The organism is Phaeovulum sp., from assembly GCF_047638075.1.
Classification (GTDB): Bacteria; Pseudomonadota; Alphaproteobacteria; order Rhodobacterales; family Rhodobacteraceae; genus UBA6197.
Genome location: NZ_JBLJBV010000012.1, coordinates 1 through 16,326, shown reverse-complemented (window position 1 = coordinate 16,326; position 16,326 = coordinate 1). Strand labels below are relative to the sequence as shown.

The following is a 16,326-nucleotide window of genomic DNA, read 5'->3' as shown; positions in this document are numbered from 1 at the left end:
ATCGCCTTGTCCTGACAAGGCCATCAACAAGGGAGGAGGGGTTGATGTCATATCTGCATATATCATGGACGCCCGTTCCTGCTAAAGTGATGGCTGAAGGGGGGCGGTTTGCGCAACCCAGTGGCACGGCTACGATTATCGCGGCCGTTCACACAACGGGAGCGGCACCACAATGACATCGGGCAAGACGCGTATCGCCATCAATGGGTTTGGGCGGATCGGCCGGACCATTGCACGCCTGTTGGCGCGAAATAAGGGCGAATTCGATCTTGTGCTGATCAATGACATTGCGCCATTGAAAACCTGCGCTTATCTTTTTCAGTATGACAGCATCGCGGGGGTTTACCCCGGAACCATCCAGACCGAGCCGGCTGCGTTGATTGTCGATGGACAGCGTATCCCATTTCACTGTGAGCCGGATCTGCGGGCGTTGGACCTTTCCGGCGTCGATGTGGTGTTGGAGTGTACGGGTGCCGCGAATGACCGCATGGCCAGCGGGCGCGGGCTGGTCGCCGGGGCCAAGGCGGTTCTTGTCTCGGGGCCCTCTGAAGGGGCCGACATCACCGTTGTTCTTGGTGCAAATGAACACATGCTGACCGATCAGCAGATCATCTCAAACGCGTCCTGCACCACCAACGCGCTTGCGCCGTTGGTGCGGGTTCTGGACGATACATTCGGCATTGAGAGCGGGCAGATGACGACGGTACATTGCTATACCGGCAGTCAGCCCACGATAGACGCCCCTCGCGGGGATCTGACGCGCAGCCGCGCCGCGGCCCTTTCGATGATACCCACAACGACCAGCGCCGCGCGACTGATCGACCGGGTATTGCCCCATCTGGCCGGCCTGATCGAAGCGCGTGCCATCCGGGTGCCAACGGCCAGCGTCTCCAGCATCGATCTTGTGGTGCGCATTCGCACCGCGGCGACCGTTGATGATGTGAACAAGGCTCTGTTTGCAGCGACACGCACAATACCGGTTTTGGGTTGGTGCGATGATCCGCTGGTTTCCAGCGATCTGCGCGGTCGCCCTGAATCCCTGATCATTTGCCCCGATGAAACCTCCATGGCGCCATCAGATTTGTTACGGGTATTTGGCTGGTATGACAACGAAAGCGGTTTTTCCAACCGTATGCTGGATATGGCGCGTCTGATCGCGCGCCGCCAATAGGAGGGTATAATGTTGATAAAAGATGAGAAAAAGCTAAGCGCACGCCAGGAGGCCTTGGATTATCATGAGTTTCCCAAGCCAGGGAAACTGGAAATCCGTGCCACTAAACCCATGGCGACGGGCCGCGATCTGTCAAACGCCTATTCCCCCGGTGTGGCCGACGCCTGCCTTGAGATAGAAAAGAACCCTGCCGACGCGGTCCGCTATACCGCCAAGGGCAACCTTGTTGCCGTCATCTCGAACGGGACAGCGGTTCTGGGCCTGGGCGACATCGGCGCGCAAGCGTCAAAACCGGTGATGGAAGGCAAGGCGGTTCTGTTCAAGAAATTCGCGGGAATCGATTGCTTTGATATCGAAGTGAACGAAACCGACCCGGAAAAGCTGGCCGATCTGGTCTGCCGGCTGGAGCCGACTTTTGGCGCCGTGAACCTGGAAGACATCAAGGCCCCTGAGTGCTTTATTGTTGAAAAGCTGTGCAAGGAACGGATGAAAATCCCGGTCTTTCACGACGATCAGCACGGCACCGCGATTGTAGCCACCGCTGCTGCATCAAATGCGCTGCGTGTTGTCGGCAAAAAGGTCGAGGACATCAAGGTTGTCGGGCTTGGGGCTGGCGCTGCGGGGATTGCCTGCCTGAAAATGTTTATGGTTCTGGGCGTGCGCAAAGAAAATATCACCATGCTCGATTCCAAGGGCGTGGTGCATACTGAGCGCAACAACCTGACCGCCGAAAAGGCCGAGTTTGCCCGCAAGACTGATTTGCGCTCGATCGAAGACGCGATGACCGGGGCGGACCTGTTCCTTGGGGTGTCGGGCCCGGGCCTGTTGACCGCCGAAATGGTTGCCAAGATGGCCCCGAACCCGATTATCTTTGCGCTGGCCAACCCGACGCCCGAAATCATGCCCGAGATTGCGCGTGAGGCATCGCCCGGCGCGATCATCGCCACGGGGCGCAGCGATTACCCCAACCAGGTCAATAACGTTCTGTGTTTCCCGTTCATCTTCCGCGGTGCGCTGGATGTGGGCGCGACCGAGATCAACGAAGCGATGAAACTGGCCTGCGCCGAGGCGATTGCCGGGCTGGCCCGCGAACCCGCAGCAGCCGAGGTCGGCCAGGCCTACGCCGGTGAGGCGCTGACCTTTGGGCCCGAATACCTGATCCCGAAACCGTTTGACCCGCGGCTTTTGCCCACTATCGCCCATGCGGTTGCCAAGGCTGCAATCGATAGCGGTGTGGCAACCCGCATGATTGATCTGGATGAATACCGCGAGCGTCTGCGCGGCCAGGTGATCCGCTCGTCGATGGTGATGCGCCCGGTCTATGCCTCGGCGCGCAATTCCAAGCGTCGGATCATTTTTGCCGAAGGCGAGGATGAGCGGGTGCTGCGTGCAGCCCAGACCCTGTTTGAGGAAACCGGCGAATCCGTCACCCTGATCGGGCGTCCGGAGGTCGTTGAAAGCCGGTTGAAGCGTGCAGGCCTGGGTATCCGTGCGGATATCGACTTTCAGCTGATCAACCCGGAAAGCGATGTTCGTTACCGCGATTACTGGACGACCTATCATCAGATCATGCACCGCCGCGGCGCCTCGCCGGATCTTGCGCGTGCGGTCATTCGCACGAACAGCACCGCGATTGCGGCGATTGCGGTTAAACGCGGTGATGCCGATAGCATGATCTGCGGAACTTTTGGCGAATATCGTTGGCATTTACGCTATGTGACCAAAGTATTGGCCAGCGATATCGTGCACCCGGTTGGGTCAATGTCACTGGTTTTGCTGGACAAGGGGCCGCTGTTTGTGGCTGACACGCATGTTCATATTGAACCAACGGCCGAACAGCTGGCCGAAACGGTAGTTGCCGCCGCGCGCCATGTTCGCCGCTTTGGCATCGCGCCAAAGATCGCGCTGTGTTCGGGGTCTCAGTTTGGCAACCTTGATAGCCGGTCAGGTCGCGTGATGCGTGGCGCCTTGGCTATCCTGGATCAGATGAAGCTTGATTTTGAATATGAGGGCGAAATGCACACCGATGCCGCCCTTGACCCGGAATTACGCGAACGGCTGTTCCCCGGTGGGCGGCTGACCGGAAAGGCCAATGTGCTGGTCTACGCAAATACCGATGCTGCGGGCGCGACCCGCAACATCCTGAAATCGGTTGCCGAGGGAATTGAGGTCGGCCCGATTTTGATGGGTATGGGCAATCTTGCCCATATCGCAACCCCCTCGATCACAGTGCGCGGCCTACTGAATATGGCGGCTTTGGCGGGGATGAGTGTCGAAAGTTACGGCTGATACAGACCCGGCCAATGAATAAAATGGACACGAGGAGGAGATCCATAATGACAGATAAAATCCATCCGGTAGATGAAATACTACCGCCCGCAAAGCTGTTCACGCTTGGTTTGCAGCACGTTCTGGTCATGTATGCCGGTGCAATCGCGGTGCCGCTGATTATCGGGCGCGTGCTTAAACTGGATCCGGCAGACGTTGCCTTTCTGATTTCGGCAGACCTGTTTGTCTGCGGCTTGATGTCAATCGTTCAATCGTTTGGTGCAGGTCCGTTTTTTGGGATCAAACTGCCGGTGATGATGGGGGTGACTTTCGCCTCGGTCGGACCGATGATCTCGATCGGGATTGCCAATCCGGGCGTTGATGGCGCCCGACTGATTTTTGGCGCAATCATCGGTGCGGGTATAGTTGCGATGCTGATCGCACCGTTTATCAGTAAGATGCTGCGGTTCTTTCCACCCGTGGTGACCGGAACGATCATTCTTATCATCGGTGTGACACTGATGAAGGTCGGCGTTCAGTGGATTTTCGGCGTGCCGGTTGGCCCAACGGCACCACAGCTTGTTGATCCGGCAAACACCGCGTGGCTGGATGCCGTCAAGGCACTTCCTGCCGGAACCGTGCCGGAGCTTCCTGCAGGGTTGAAAATCGCCCCGTCGCTGGATAACCCGGCCTACGCGAGCCCGCAGAACATGATGATTTCGGGTGCGGTTCTTTTGGTGGTGTTGCTTGTTGCGCGCTATGCCAGGGGGTTCTTTTCGAATATCGCCGTGCTGTGCGGTATTCTTTTTGGCGCCGTACTTGCCGCCGTACTTGGCCTGATGCATTTCGATGGGGTGGCCAAGGCGGAATGGTTCCACACCATTACCCCGTTCCACTTTGGGATGCCTATATTCAACCCGGTGATGATCTTGACCATGTCGCTGGTGATGGTTGTCGTGATGATCGAATCTATGGGCATGTTCCTGGCCCTGGGTGAGATGACCGGCAAGAAGGTTACCCAACCGATGATGTCTGCGGGTTTGCGGACAGATGGTCTGGGCACGCTTATCGGCGGCATTTTCAACACCTTCCCTTACACGTCATTCAGCCAGAACGTCGGCCTTGTGGGTGTAACGGGTGTGCGTAGCCGCTGGGTTTGCATCATGGGCGGCGCAATCATGATCGTCCTGGGGTTGACCCCGAAGGTCAGTCATGCGGTCGAGGCCCTGCCGACGACGGTTCTTGGCGGCGCGGGTCTGGTGATGTTCGGGATGGTTGCGGCAACGGGTATCCGCATCCTGGCGGCCGTGAACTTCAAGACCAACAAATTCAACCTGTTCATTGTTGCGATTTCGCTTGGTTTCGGGATGATCCCGTTGATTGCGCCGGATTTTGAAATGTGGATGCCCCACGTCATTCATCCGCTGATCGACTCTGGCATCTTGCTGGGTTCAGTCGCCGCTGTTGCGCTTAATCTGTTTTTCAACGGCGGCGCTGCGGGGACCGAGGAAGAAATCCGCGACGCGGCGATGGCGGCTGACGGCGGTCACTAAGCTACAACCGCCCGGTGCCCTTTTGCCGGTTACATGCAACTTGAAATCTGGAATACGCCCTCGGAAAACCACCGGGGGCGTATTCAAAAGGGTCTAGGCGTGAAGCGTTTCGGTTGAGGCGAAAAACATTGCCTGACCTACGGCAGAGCGGATCTGATCTTCGGAATAGGGTTTGGTAATCATGAACACTGGCTCTGGCCGTTCGCCGGTCAACAGGCGTTCGGGAAAGGCGGTGATGAAGATTGCCGGCGTGCCATCAAATTGTGCCAAGATATCGTTGACGGCATCAATCCCAGAGGAGTTATCGGCCAACTGAATATCGGCCAGAATAAGGTCTGGCCTTTCACGCGTTGCAAGGGCAACGGCCTCTATTCTGGTGCGGGCAATGCCGGTCACATGGTGGCCGATTTCCTGCACGATCCCTGCAATATCCATGGCGATGATCGCCTCGTCCTCGATGACAAGGATCTTGCCCGAAACCGAGGATTGCATTTCCCGCGTTGCCGTTTCTATCAGCAGGGCGGCTTCTTCCGCGTCGACCTGCATGATTGCGGCAATCTCATGCAGCGCGAACCCTTCGATCGCGTGCAACAAAAGCGCCTCGCGGGTGTTAGGGGTCAGGTTCGCCATATGGTCTTGTGCGCGCGCGGAAAGCCGTGTGTCAGGGTCGCCCAAGGGGGCCCCGGCCGAGGACCAGACCAGGTGAAACGCATGAAACAGCGCGATTTTGGGATTATCCGTTAGTGCCATGATGGCCGGGTCTTCCAAAATCGCTTCCAATGTTGCGGCGGCATAGCGGTCACCGGTCACCTGATCGCCCGTCAGCGCGCGCGCGTAACGGCGCAGATAGGGCAGGGCAGCGCCGATCTGCGCCGCATTGTCGGTCGTAGCCGTCGTCATCGTTTTTCCCTCGTTTTTTGGTCTTACATGGAACCAAACGTCATAGAGGTGCGTTTGGTTCCATGTAAGGTGAGCGGATCGGAACAATTTTATGATGAATGACATGGCAGATGAAAATGCAAAGTCCAGCCTGAAGGACCAAATCGACGAAAACCTGCGTCGGGTCTATAAGGAAACCCTGGATGTAGGTGTGCCCGACCGCTTCAAAGAGCTTCTCGATAAGTTGAAATCGCAGGAGCCCAAGAAATGAGCGCGCCGGCAGACAGCTCTGGTGATCCGCGCGATGAATTGGTCGAACACATTCCCGCCTTACGCGCCTTTGCCATCAGTTTGACGCGAAATGTGTCTGCCGCCGACGACCTGGTGCAGGATACAATCGTAAAAGCCTGGAGCAATATTGAAAAGTTTCAGCATGGTACGAATTTTCGCGCTTGGCTGTTTACCATCCTTCGCAACACCTTCTTTTCAGACCGCCGCAAACGCAAACGCGAGGTGCCAGACCCCGAAGGCATCCATGCGGGTAGTCTTTGTGAGGCCCCCGCACATGATGGTCGGCTGGCGTTTGCTGAATTTCGCGTCGCGTTCGATAAGCTGAGCGATGAACACCGCGAGGTTCTGGTTCTGGTTGGGGCGATGGGTTTTTCATATGAAGAAGCCGCCGAAACCATGCATGTTGCCGTTGGCACCGTAAAAAGCCGCGCCAATCGTGCCCGCGCGCGCCTGGCCGAGCTGATGGGTATGGCGCCGGGTGAATCCGTTCTGGCCGATGCCGACGGTATCACCATGGCGGTATTGGGTAAATCCAGGACGCATGCCGCATGACGCGCTGGCGCAGGTTTCAGCGCAGGGTTGGGCGGCTTGGCTTTCGGTTTGTGTTTCTGTTGGCGTTGGCATTAACGCCCCTGGTGATCATTTCGATACTTAATGGCAATGCCGTCGTCAAAGAGGCGCGCAAACGCAGTCAAGCGGCATTGGTGGGCGAAACGCTGCGCGCCGCCACACCACAATTGAACCTGATCCTTCGGGCTGAAGGCGCGACCGAGGCGTTGGCCCAGGCGGTGCCCGTTGTCATGGCCAACCCCGCGCTTTGCGAAACCATGATGCGGCGCATGGTTGCCTCGAACGAGGTTTTTACCTTTGCCGGATTTTACGATACCAACGGCAAGCTACGCTGTTCCTCGGTCGGCGCAGGGCAAAGCCTGGTGCGTGATGCGGCGTTTGAAAAGATGTTGGCAAACCCGGTGCCGACGCTGAATGTAAACACCAAGGCCCCCATATCGGGGGTGTCCGTGGTTTATACATCCTGGCCCGTGCGTGATGATCAGGGTGGTTTGACGGGCTTTGTGTCAGTATCGCTGCCTCACAGTGCCCTGTTACGCCCGCCTGCGCCAACGGATGGGCGTAAATACACCTTACTTACCTTTGAGCGCACCGGAGAGATACTTACTTCGTCCAGCGGGCTTGAGGATGCGCAGAACCTACTTCCCCGCGACCGGCCGCTTAGCAGTTTTATCAACACCCCCGCACAGAGCTTTACTGCCAGTTCCATATCGGGGCGGGACTATATGTACACGGTTGTTCCGCTAATTCCGGGTGTGCTTTACGCCCTGGGAGCGTGGTCGGCTGAGGCCCATCTGGGCGGTCATTCGATGATGTCGCCGGCATTGTTTCCGGCGTTGATGGCGTTGGCCAGCCTTGTGGTGGCATGGCTTGTGGCAAACCGGCTGGTGACCCGGCATATTCTGGCGCTGCGCCGCCAGATCGTGACATTTGCAGCCGGTGATCGGCTGGGCGCCGAGGGGGACTATACTTCGGCCCCGCTTGAGGTGCGCCAAATTGCCGATGCCTTTGCGTCGATGACCGTTTCCGTGATGCGTGACGAGGCTGTGTTGGAGGATGCGATCCACCAAAAAGAGGTCCTATTGCGCGAGGTCCATCACCGCGTCAAAAACAACCTGCAACTGATCGCCTCGATCATGAACATGCAGTCGCGCAAGGCGATCAGCCAAGAGGCCAAGGCCCTGATGCGCAGCCTGCAAGACCGCGTGATGAGCCTGGCCACCATCCACAAGGGGCTTTACCAGACCAGTGGGTTGGCTGATGTGCGCGCGCGCGAATTGCTGGAAGACATCATTCGCCAAGTGCTTTCCATGGCCAGCGGCGCGGATCGGCATTTCGACGTGACGACAGATTTTGATGATTTGCGGCTGCCACCCGATCTTGCCGTGCCCTTGGCCCTTTTGGTTACCGAAGGTGTGACCAATGCTGTCAAACACGCGCGCGATGATGCCATTCGCACACCGCAGCTTGACGTGACCTTGCATGAGGATGGCGCAGGATCGGCGGTGCTGCGGATCTGTAATTCTGTTGCCGATGGTTCGCCGCCCGCATCAACTGCGGCGGCGGGTTTGTCGGATGGGTCGGGGTTGGGGGGGCAACTGATGCAGGCTTTCGTCATGCAGCTGGGCGGAACCCTACAGCGAAATCACGCGAACGGCAGCTATGAAGTCGTCATCACCTTTCCGCTGCGCCTTCCCGAAGATACACCCCCTGACGAAGCCGCAATACCAGATAGCCCTGAATAACTGGCCGATCAGCCCCCGTTGGACGGCAGTGGGGCTGAGATCACGTCTGTCAGCACCAACACCCAGACCAATAGTGGCATCGCCACAATACCCCCGATTGGCCCCCACAGCCACAGTCCGAAAATCAACGCCAGAAACACCAATAGCGGATTTACCGAGAGCGTTCGACCGACGAAGGCAGGGGTAATAAACTGCCCCTCAAGCGAATTAAGCGCGACAAAGGCAAGCGCAGGCGCAACCACCATCGGACCATCAAACACCGCAACACCGGCAAAAAGCAACGCCCCCGCAACCAATGCCGGGCCAACATACATCACGAAGTTCATCACAAAGGCCACTGCCCCCCAGAGGGCGGCGCCAGGCATCCCAAGGGCCGCCATGACCATTGCCGTGACAATGCCAAGTGCCGTATTGATCAGGAAAATGGTGATGAAGTAACGGGAAACGCGGCGCTCGGCTTCGCGCATGCGGCGCGCGATGATGGTTCGTTCCGTTGGTGCCGCAAGGCTGCGGGCAAACCATTCATAGATTTGCGTGCGGGTCAGCAGAAAAAAGAACAGTGCCCCGACAAAAATCAAAAACTGCGCCGCGATCGAGGGGGCAAGCAATAGTGCATCGGTGATGCCCGGCATTGCCAGACCTTCGCTGGCGGGCTTTACCGTTCCCGCATCCGCGCCGGGCGAAATGGCCTCGGCCACCTCTCCGCTGACTTTCGAAAAGCCGCGAACCATCCCCCGCAAAATGCTGACCGTTTCCTGAAGATCCACCCAAACCTTAGGCGCCTGGGCCATTAACCGTGCCAACAGAGGCTGCACCATCAAGGTTACGGACATCAAGAGTGCCAATGTCAACAGAAGGCTGATCATGGCTGCAAACCCGGGCGCCACCCCCTTGCGATCCCAAAAATCAGAAAGCGGTGACAACACCACCCCGATCACCAACGCAAGCGCTAAAGGTGCAAGGATACTTTCCGCGATATCAAGCGCAAAAACCAGTGCTACGGCGCCGATCAGGATCAACGCTGCCTGTGATGCTTTTTGCAAGACGTCGACCCCCAAACACGGACTTATCCCCTTAAACGCATGGCGGGGCGATTGGTTCCCTTAATGGATTTGCAAAATAATCGGGAACCATTGGGCTGGCTGGCGGGTTGTTTAACTGAAATCGGAAAAACACCGCAACAAGGAGAAATGCGATGAATATGGATCAGATCAAAGGCAGCTGGAAGCAACTCAAAGGGCGTGCACAGGCGCAGTGGGGTGAAATCACTGGTGATGAGTGGGACCAGATTGAAGGAAACCGTAAAGAGATTGTCGGTCTGATTCAATCACGCTATGGCCGCGCCAAGGAAGAGGCCGAGGCTGAGGTGGATGAATGGGCCAAAACGCTTTGACACTGCCAAGGCCATAACTAAAGGGTGGGCCTAGTGCCTGTCCTTTACCGTAGATGAGTAATGATTTTTAGGTCGGCCATGACTTGGTCGACCTATTTTTATTGCCGCATCCTTGTGCGCAATTGAGTCTGTTACAACCACCAGCGTTCCGGTTTTGCGATGGGGGCGTTTTCAATATCATGACGCTGCGGCAAGCGAGGTGTTACGCGCGGTTTCCAGCGGCACGCGGCCCGGCGAGTAACCATATCAGGAAGCCCATGAATGGCAGCACCACAACCAGTAGGGCCCAAAGCACTTTCCGGCCCGTGGATATGTTTGCGCCGAAAATTGACACCAACGCCCAAATATCCAGCGCCAGCAAAACTAGTCCACCTACACCTGAGAGGTTGAATAAATTCGTTTCCATAAGTTACCACCTATAAGTTTTCCATCATCCAAAGGGAAAACGCAAAAGGGCCGTCGCTGGTTCCATAAATGCGTAAGCTAACCCCCCCGGTCGCGTTTTTTGGGAACTTATTATGGGATGGGCACGTTTCACCCTTCGAGAGGCGCATGCTGCGTCATAACACAAGGAGTAGTGACATGCTGGGTTGGGCCCTTACGTTTCTGGTGGTGGCGCTGATTGCCGCCGCGCTTGGTTTTGGTGGTATTGCTGGCGCGTCGGCTGGTATTGCGAAAATCCTTTTCTTCGTTTTCGTCGTGCTATTTATCGTTGCAATGATCGCACGCGCAGTGCGTGGCCGCCCGCCGATGTAATATGGTTTTGTGTTTTGCCCCTGCGTTTGGGCCCCAAGCCTGCCTTGGGGCCCAAAACCAAAAGGGAACTTCCGACAACAATGGGAACCAGCCCAGACGCCTGCGCATTCAGCCTGCGTCACTGCCCCATCGGCGTCATTGCCGCCCACTGGAGAAGATAAAGGTTCATCTTGATCGGCTCTTGTCTCAAACGCCTATGAAAACCGACCCGGCCCTGACGGGCTGTTTCAAATCATCCTGGCGGTTTCAAGAACCGATTAACCCCTATTCTGGCCGCATGGTCAGCACGTCTGCGACGCTAGTCGCACTCGCCCATAAGCGGATCATCGCCCCGCCCCGCCACCCCAGTAAAACTATGGTTTTCAAGCCGTGATCATAGGTTTATGAGCTGCTACCAGCTTCGATCATCTGCAATTACAGATTGCGCCCCTTCGTGTTCACTGTGCCGCAACATAGTGAAGCAAGAGTGCTGCCAGCAGTGTGAGTTATCCTTATCCGGGGGGATCATTCCGTGACCCAACATGATATTCTTTTGGTCGGCGCGGGGCTTTCAGGCGCGGTGATTGGGCGTGAGCTTGCCGAGGCGGGGCACAGGGTCGTTGTGGCGGATGCGCGCGCGCATGTTGCAGGCAACTGCCATAGCGCCCGCGATGAGGAAACTCAGGTAATGGTTCATGTCTATGGGCCGCATATTTTTCACACCGACGACGCCGACGTTTGGGATTATGTAAACCGATTTGCGAAATTCATGCCCTACAAAAACCGGGTCAAGACGACGGCACGGGGTCAGGTTTTCTCGCTGCCGATAAATCTTCACACGATCAATCAGTTCTTTAGTGCTACCATGCGGCCAGATGAGGCGCGTGATTTCATGGCCGAAAAAGGTGATGCGTCGATTGTTGACCCGCAAACCTTTGAGGAACAAGCACTACGCTTTGTCGGGCGCGATCTTTATGAGACCTTTTTCAAAGGTTATACGGTGAAGCAATGGGGATGCGCACCCACTGATCTGCCAGCCTCGATACTGCGGCGTCTGCCAGTGCGTTTCAACTACGACGATGACTATTTTGCGCACCGTTTTCAGGGAATGCCGCAGAACGGCTACACAGAAATGGTTGAGGCCATGCTTGACCACCCCAATATCGAGGTTCGCCTGAATACTGAGATCAGGCGCGAAGATGCCTCTGGTTACGATCATGTTTTCAACGCCGGTCCGATAGATGCCTGGTTCGGGCACCGCCTGGGGCGGCTGGCGTACCGCACCCTGGATTTTCGCCGCTTTACCTATGACGGGGACTATCAAGGTTGTGCGGTGATGAATTACCCGGACATTGATGTCCCATGGACCCGGATAACCGAACACAAGCATTTCTCACCTTGGGAGAGTCACGACGGCTCGGTGCTTTATGAGGAGCATTCGCGTGCCTGTGGGCCGGGTGACATCCCCTATTATCCGATCCGCCTGGTTACTGAAATGCAGATGCTGGGCGATTACGTTTCGCTGGCAAAGCAGGGCAATCATATCACTTTCGTTGGTCGGTTAGGCACATATCGTTACCTCGACATGGACGTTACCATTCGTGAGGCCCTTGATACCGCGCGCCTTTATCTGGGCCATGCGGTGCAAGGCGCAAGAATGCCCGTTTTTTTCAAGAACCCCTTGGCGTGAGTAGTCTGTTTTGAAAGCCCTTCGAAACATACCGCCGATCCTGGTGCTGAGCCTGCGCAGCGAATTAGGGCGCCGGGCCACCGTTTCGGCTGAAATGGCGCGTCATGAACTGAACTTTCAGTTTTTCGAGGCGATTGATGGAAGTCGCCAGGATGCATCCGCGCTTATGCAGGTCTATGATGCAGCGCGCAACATGCGGCAGTTCAAGCGTTCACTAAGCATTGGTGAAGTGGCCTGTGCGATGGGGCACCGCGCAATGTGGCAAGAAGTGGCCCAGGGGCCGGCGCCTGTTGTGCTGATCTGTGAAGACGATCTGGAGTTTACGGCCCCGCCGATAGAGTTTCTCGCAGCCGCGCAGGCGGCGGGTTCAGTTCTTGAGGAAATTATCGTCAAGATTGACGGTCCGGTCCTGTCGGGAAAACGGTTGGGATGTCTGGGTGGTGTAGACCTGGTTCTTACCACGCGCTTGCCGCCGCGGACCACCGCCTATCTTATCGGGCGCAAAGCTGCAGCGCGGCTTTTACAAAAATCAGGCCCGGTGGCCCGTCCGGTGGATATGGACCTTAAATGGTACTGGGAACATGGGGTTCCGGTTCTGGTAACGCACCCCCGTCTTGTTGCTGAACGCGCAGAGACGACCAGTTCGCTTACTGCTGGCCGCAGTGCGCTGCGTCCGGGGTCCTACCTTGCCCGGCTTTGGCGCAACCTGGCCTATCAATCAAGGATGGACGCGGGCCGTCTGATGCATCCGTTAAGGGTAAACCGCATACCAGAAGTCGACGCCCTGCGCCGTTATCTCAAGGTAAAATCATGACCAAAAAAAATCTTGTAGTGGTTCGCGCCGGGGCCAATTCCTTGCATTCGCACTGGCTGGATTTACCATACGCTGAACGTAACTTTGAAATGCTCGTAAGTTTTTTCTCCGAAGAGGCTTATGCCACCTTTGTACCCGCAGAGGGTGTTCGCGCAGTATTGGTTAAAGGGGGTAAGTGGGATGGTCTTTTCAAGACACTTTCAGATCTTGACCTCGATGAGTTCGATTATTTTTGGTTGCCGGATGATGACATAGAGGCCTCGACTGGTTCGATAAACAAGATATTCGAACTTTGCCAGCGGTATGGCTTGGCGGTGGGGCAGCCTTCACTTAGCCGCAAGAGTTATTTTTCGCATTTTCTGCTTAGCCGATGCGCTGGTTTCCGCATACGTTATACTAACTATGTAGAGATTATGGTGCCCTGCCTCAACCGCGCGCTATTGCGCCGTGCTCTACCGTATTTTGAAAACACGATGAGCGGCTTTGGGCTTGATTATATCTGGTGTCGTTGGGAAGAAGCCGGGGCATTCCGCAGTGCGGTAATTGATGCGGTAGAGGTTTTTCACACCCGTCCAGTTGGTAAAGTGCTCAAATCAGCCATGGATGCAACCGGTTGCCCTAAATCGGAACAAGAGGAAGGCCACCTCAAGGCAAAATTTGACCTGACCCGCCGCACAGTTCCGATCGCCTTTGCCGGAGTGCTGGACAACGGGCAACCTGTAAGCGGTCGGCTAATCATGGCGCTTTATATGTGCCGTTCATGGGTCAAGGAGCTCAAGACTTTTCGCAGTCCAAGAGAGGCTGGCTGGGGCATTCTGAAAGTCGCCCGTCGTCAGGCTTTGAGATCGCTTGAAATGTGGTTGCTATGGCCCGCGGCTGCCAAATCGCGATAGCAATTCCGGGCCAACTCTAGACGGTATCCAATAGACCATATTGATGGATTGTGCCGATTATATGCTGAAAACGGCGCCCTGTCGCTAAAAGGACAATCAATAGTGATTAAGTTGCAAACGATCATTTTCCCGGGGACAGAGCTTCCAGCGACGGAGGATATGTATTTCCATGCCCAGGACAAGGGGGTGATCAGTTCGATATCGAAAGGCGTTATCTACGTTCCTGCATGGGCGTCAGTCAGGGGCGATACCTACTTCAACGGCTTCTCGGTTGGGAAGTGGAAGGAAATCTGTCAGGTCGACGATCTGAGTATTGCATTTACGGGGCAGGGCAGGGCGCTGGTCCGTATCGGGGTGAATGTCCTTGATCATGCCAGTCGATGGCTGCATGAAAGCGAAATAACGTTAAGCAAAGAGCCCTCTGTAATACCCATAAACGCCTTCTCGACACTCGTCGATGGAATCCTTTTCTTTCAGATTATCGCGCTTGAAGATTTGACGCTGTCAGGCGGCTACTATTTCACGCACACGGCCCCCCCCAACAAGGTAAAACTCGGGATCGTCGTGACTCACTTCAACCGCAAACACTACGTCCTGCCCGCGATCCGTAGGGTGACAGCGCAACTGCTCGGCGATCCTGAAATGGAGGGGCGGATTTCGATGGTTGTGGTTGATAATTCGCAAAATATTACGCCGGAAGAAGCGAGTTGCGCCACGGTGATCCCAAACCAGAATCTTGGGGGGGCGGGGGGCTTCACGCGTGGGCTTTTGCATCTTAAGGATAATGGTTTCAGCCACTGCCTTTTCATGGACGACGACGCCTCGTGTGAGATCGAGTCAATCCGCCGCACCTTCCGCATCTTGCAATACGCGAAATCACCAAAGCTTGCGATTGCCGGCAGCATGATGCGCGAAGCGGCGCCATATGAGATCCATGAGGCCGGCGCTGTTTTCCAAGATGGCCGTACGCGCCCGTTAAAGAATGGGTTTGATTTGCGCTGCCCAGATAAACTTCTATCGGTAGAGACAAAGCAAGAGCACATAGATTATGGGGGTTGGTGGCATTTTGCGTTCCGTATCGATCAGGTGCAGCATCTTGCCTTCCCGTTCTTCGTAAGAGGGGACGACATTCTTTTTGCACTTTCCAATGACTTCGATATCTTTACGATGAATGGAATTGGGGAATGGGCAGAAGACTTTGAAATCAAGGAAAACCCATTTACCCGGTATTTGACCCTGCGTAGCACATTGGTATTGGCGCTATTGAAATCGTCTCGAAGCAAACGCCGCTTCCTTCGTATGTATAGGCGACTGGTAAGAGATTGCCTGTATTCCTATAATTATTCCAGCGCCCGCGCTTTCACGGTTGCGATGCAGCACGTTATGCGGGGCCCAGAATTCTGGCGCAAGAACATCGACATGATCGCCGTGCGTGAGGAACTTGGTAGGCTCTGCCCAGGTGAAAATATGGCGTCAATTACGATGCCTGTCGATCTTGTCATGCGACCCAGTCAAGAAAGTCGCTGGCATCGTTTTGCACGGCGAATAACCCTAAACGGTTTTTTATTGCCCAAACGCATGATCAGAGACAAGACGGTTCTGGACCGTAAGGACTTTATTGGAGATGCGCGCAAAATATATCGCTTTCGTCGCGTTCTCTATACAGCCCCGAACGGAAACGCGGGCTATTTGGCAAAATACGATAAGTATCGCTTCTGGGAGGAATTCAATCTGGCTCGTCAAACAGCACGAGAGTTTCGCCGCCGTTTCCCCGAGCTTAAACGACAATATGCCAAGGCTTCTACCGACCTCATGAGTGAGGCGTTCTGGAGAGGCGTTTATAATGAGTGTTCCAAACCCAGTCCCCATACCCATTAATCGGTAATCCCCCCATTTTTAACGGGGTACGTTCGTAGAATCTACGCGGCCATTTTCAGTTTCATGGCGGGTGTGATGCCGCCGATGCCCCGTTGCCCGGCAACGGTTTGCCTGAAAACCCTGAGAGGGATGTTCGGGCGGTCGTTTTTGTAAGTCCATAACCATTGCGTGGCGTGATCTTGGGCCTCACACTGGTCGGTAGGCGATTGCCTGCAATCGCCGTAAGGCTCGATGGTTTCGATGATGTATTGGTCGCGCCATTCGTGCCGAACCGTGCGGTTGTAGCGCTTGATATAGGCATTTTGTTGCGGCTGGCCGGGTTGGATGTGCTGGATGCTGACCCCTCGCTTCTCGGCCCATTCCAGCAGCTTGCCGCTGATGTATTCCGGCTCGTAACACCTTCGGAATGACGCTGATTGAGAGGCTATGGCCACCTGCGCAGCCCT

Annotated in this window: 16 protein-coding genes; 12 read left to right on the top strand and 4 right to left on the bottom strand. The window is 55.8% G+C overall.

Annotated features, from left to right (window positions below; all coding sequences use genetic code 11):
• Nucleotides 1–172: 172 nt before the first annotated feature.
• Genes ACM62R_RS01440 through ACM62R_RS01430 form a run of 3 tightly spaced genes read left to right on the top strand, consistent with a single transcriptional unit; the run spans nt 173 to nt 4,992 of the window.
• Nucleotides 173–1,171: a type I glyceraldehyde-3-phosphate dehydrogenase gene (locus tag ACM62R_RS01440; RefSeq protein WP_415182287.1), complete on the top strand. Its 999-nt coding sequence runs from the start codon at nt 173–175 to the stop codon at nt 1,169–1,171.
• 15 nt (nt 1,172–1,186) lie between these two features.
• Nucleotides 1,187–3,460: an NADP-dependent malic enzyme gene (locus tag ACM62R_RS01435; protein WP_415182288.1), complete on the top strand. Its 2,274-nt coding sequence runs from the start codon at nt 1,187–1,189 to the stop codon at nt 3,458–3,460.
• A gap of 47 nt (nt 3,461–3,507) precedes the next feature.
• On the top strand, nt 3,508–4,992 hold the full coding sequence (locus ACM62R_RS01430; protein ID WP_415182286.1) for a nucleobase:cation symporter-2 family protein: 1,485 nt from the start codon (nt 3,508–3,510) through the stop codon (nt 4,990–4,992).
• A 93-nt stretch (nt 4,993–5,085) separates the two neighbouring features.
• Here the strand turns inward: ACM62R_RS01430 and ACM62R_RS01425 are convergent, their stop codons facing one another.
• Entirely contained in the window at nt 5,086–5,892 is an 807-nt protein-coding gene (locus tag ACM62R_RS01425) for a response regulator (protein WP_415182285.1), read from the bottom strand.
• 91 nt (nt 5,893–5,983) lie between these two features.
• On the opposite strand from ACM62R_RS01425, the gene ACM62R_RS01420 reads away from it, so the two are divergent.
• From ACM62R_RS01420 to ACM62R_RS01410, 3 genes are read left to right on the top strand one after another with little or no spacing between them, the layout of a single operon-like run.
• Nucleotides 5,984–6,142 carry a NepR family anti-sigma factor gene (locus ACM62R_RS01420; protein ID WP_415182284.1) on the top strand — a complete coding sequence of 53 codons (159 nt, stop codon included), beginning with the start codon at nt 5,984–5,986 and terminating at the stop codon, nt 6,140–6,142.
• Nucleotides 6,139–6,714 (top strand): RNA polymerase sigma factor, encoded by a 576-nt coding sequence (locus tag ACM62R_RS01415; protein WP_415182283.1) that lies wholly within the window; start codon nt 6,139–6,141, stop codon nt 6,712–6,714. The genes ACM62R_RS01420 and ACM62R_RS01415 overlap by 4 nt, the downstream gene beginning before the upstream one ends.
• Complete coding sequence (locus tag ACM62R_RS01410; protein WP_415182282.1) at nt 6,711–8,477, top strand: histidine kinase dimerization/phosphoacceptor domain -containing protein; 1,767 nt, start codon at nt 6,711–6,713, stop codon at nt 8,475–8,477. Before ACM62R_RS01415 ends, ACM62R_RS01410 begins: the two co-directional genes overlap by 4 nt.
• An 8-nt stretch (nt 8,478–8,485) precedes the next feature.
• Here ACM62R_RS01410 and ACM62R_RS01405 read toward each other — a convergent pair whose 3' ends face one another.
• Nucleotides 8,486–9,520, bottom strand: coding sequence for an AI-2E family transporter (locus ACM62R_RS01405; RefSeq protein ID WP_415182281.1), 1,035 nt, complete (start codon nt 9,518–9,520; stop codon nt 8,486–8,488).
• 152 nt (nt 9,521–9,672) lie between these two features.
• Between ACM62R_RS01405 and ACM62R_RS01400 the strand changes: the two genes are divergently transcribed.
• Nucleotides 9,673–9,870, top strand: a complete 198-nt coding sequence (locus tag ACM62R_RS01400) for a CsbD family protein (RefSeq protein WP_415182280.1) — start codon at nt 9,673–9,675, stop codon at nt 9,868–9,870.
• A gap of 202 nt (nt 9,871–10,072) precedes the next feature.
• Here ACM62R_RS01400 and ACM62R_RS01395 read toward each other — a convergent pair whose 3' ends face one another.
• A complete protein-coding gene (locus ACM62R_RS01395) occupies nt 10,073–10,276 on the bottom strand; it encodes a PLDc N-terminal domain-containing protein (RefSeq protein WP_415182279.1) in 204 nt (67 codons plus the stop codon).
• 176 nt (nt 10,277–10,452) lie between these two features.
• Here ACM62R_RS01395 and ACM62R_RS01390 point away from each other — a divergent pair, with 176 nt between their 5' ends.
• The 5 genes from ACM62R_RS01390 (at nt 10,453) to ACM62R_RS01370 (ending at nt 15,880) form a co-directional block, all read left to right on the top strand.
• Nucleotides 10,453–10,626, top strand: a complete 174-nt coding sequence (locus tag ACM62R_RS01390; RefSeq protein ID WP_415182278.1) for a DUF1328 domain-containing protein — start codon at nt 10,453–10,455, stop codon at nt 10,624–10,626.
• Nucleotides 10,627–11,137: 511 nt separating this feature from the next.
• Nucleotides 11,138–12,295, top strand: coding sequence for a UDP-galactopyranose mutase (glf, locus tag ACM62R_RS01385; protein ID WP_415182277.1), 1,158 nt, complete (start codon nt 11,138–11,140; stop codon nt 12,293–12,295).
• A 10-nt stretch (nt 12,296–12,305) separates the two neighbouring features.
• Nucleotides 12,306–13,109 carry a glycosyltransferase family 25 protein gene (locus ACM62R_RS01380; RefSeq protein ID WP_415182276.1) on the top strand — a complete coding sequence of 268 codons (804 nt, stop codon included), beginning with the start codon at nt 12,306–12,308 and terminating at the stop codon, nt 13,107–13,109.
• Entirely contained in the window at nt 13,106–14,002 is an 897-nt protein-coding gene (locus ACM62R_RS01375) for a hypothetical protein (RefSeq protein WP_415182275.1), read from the top strand. Before ACM62R_RS01380 ends, ACM62R_RS01375 begins: the two co-directional genes overlap by 4 nt.
• A gap of 102 nt (nt 14,003–14,104) precedes the next feature.
• Nucleotides 14,105–15,880: a glycosyltransferase gene (locus ACM62R_RS01370; protein WP_415182274.1), complete on the top strand. Its 1,776-nt coding sequence runs from the start codon at nt 14,105–14,107 to the stop codon at nt 15,878–15,880.
• A gap of 41 nt (nt 15,881–15,921) precedes the next feature.
• Here ACM62R_RS01370 and ACM62R_RS01365 read toward each other — a convergent pair.
• On the bottom strand, nt 15,922–16,326 hold a 405-nt coding region (locus tag ACM62R_RS01365), incomplete at its 5' end, for an integrase core domain-containing protein (protein WP_415182273.1).

What these genes read in the sequence shown, in the direction of transcription:
- ACM62R_RS01440 (WP_415182287.1), top strand. Translation starts at nt 173, where the DNA reads ATGACATCGGGCAAGACGCGTATCGCCATCAATGGGTTTGGGCGGATC.
- ACM62R_RS01430 (WP_415182286.1), top strand. Translation starts at nt 3,508, where the DNA reads ATGACAGATAAAATCCATCCGGTAGATGAAATACTACCGCCCGCAAAG.
- ACM62R_RS01425 (WP_415182285.1), bottom strand. Translation starts at nt 5,892, where the DNA reads ATGACGACGGCTACGACCGACAATGCGGCGCAGATCGGCGCTGCCCTG.
- ACM62R_RS01420 (WP_415182284.1), top strand. Translation starts at nt 5,984, where the DNA reads ATGATGAATGACATGGCAGATGAAAATGCAAAGTCCAGCCTGAAGGAC.
- ACM62R_RS01415 (WP_415182283.1), top strand. Translation starts at nt 6,139, where the DNA reads ATGAGCGCGCCGGCAGACAGCTCTGGTGATCCGCGCGATGAATTGGTC.
- ACM62R_RS01410 (WP_415182282.1), top strand. Translation starts at nt 6,711, where the DNA reads ATGACGCGCTGGCGCAGGTTTCAGCGCAGGGTTGGGCGGCTTGGCTTT.
- ACM62R_RS01400 (WP_415182280.1), top strand. Translation starts at nt 9,673, where the DNA reads ATGAATATGGATCAGATCAAAGGCAGCTGGAAGCAACTCAAAGGGCGT.
- ACM62R_RS01395 (WP_415182279.1), bottom strand. Translation starts at nt 10,276, where the DNA reads ATGGAAACGAATTTATTCAACCTCTCAGGTGTAGGTGGACTAGTTTTG.
- ACM62R_RS01390 (WP_415182278.1), top strand. Translation starts at nt 10,453, where the DNA reads ATGCTGGGTTGGGCCCTTACGTTTCTGGTGGTGGCGCTGATTGCCGCC.
- ACM62R_RS01375 (WP_415182275.1), top strand. Translation starts at nt 13,106, where the DNA reads ATGACCAAAAAAAATCTTGTAGTGGTTCGCGCCGGGGCCAATTCCTTG.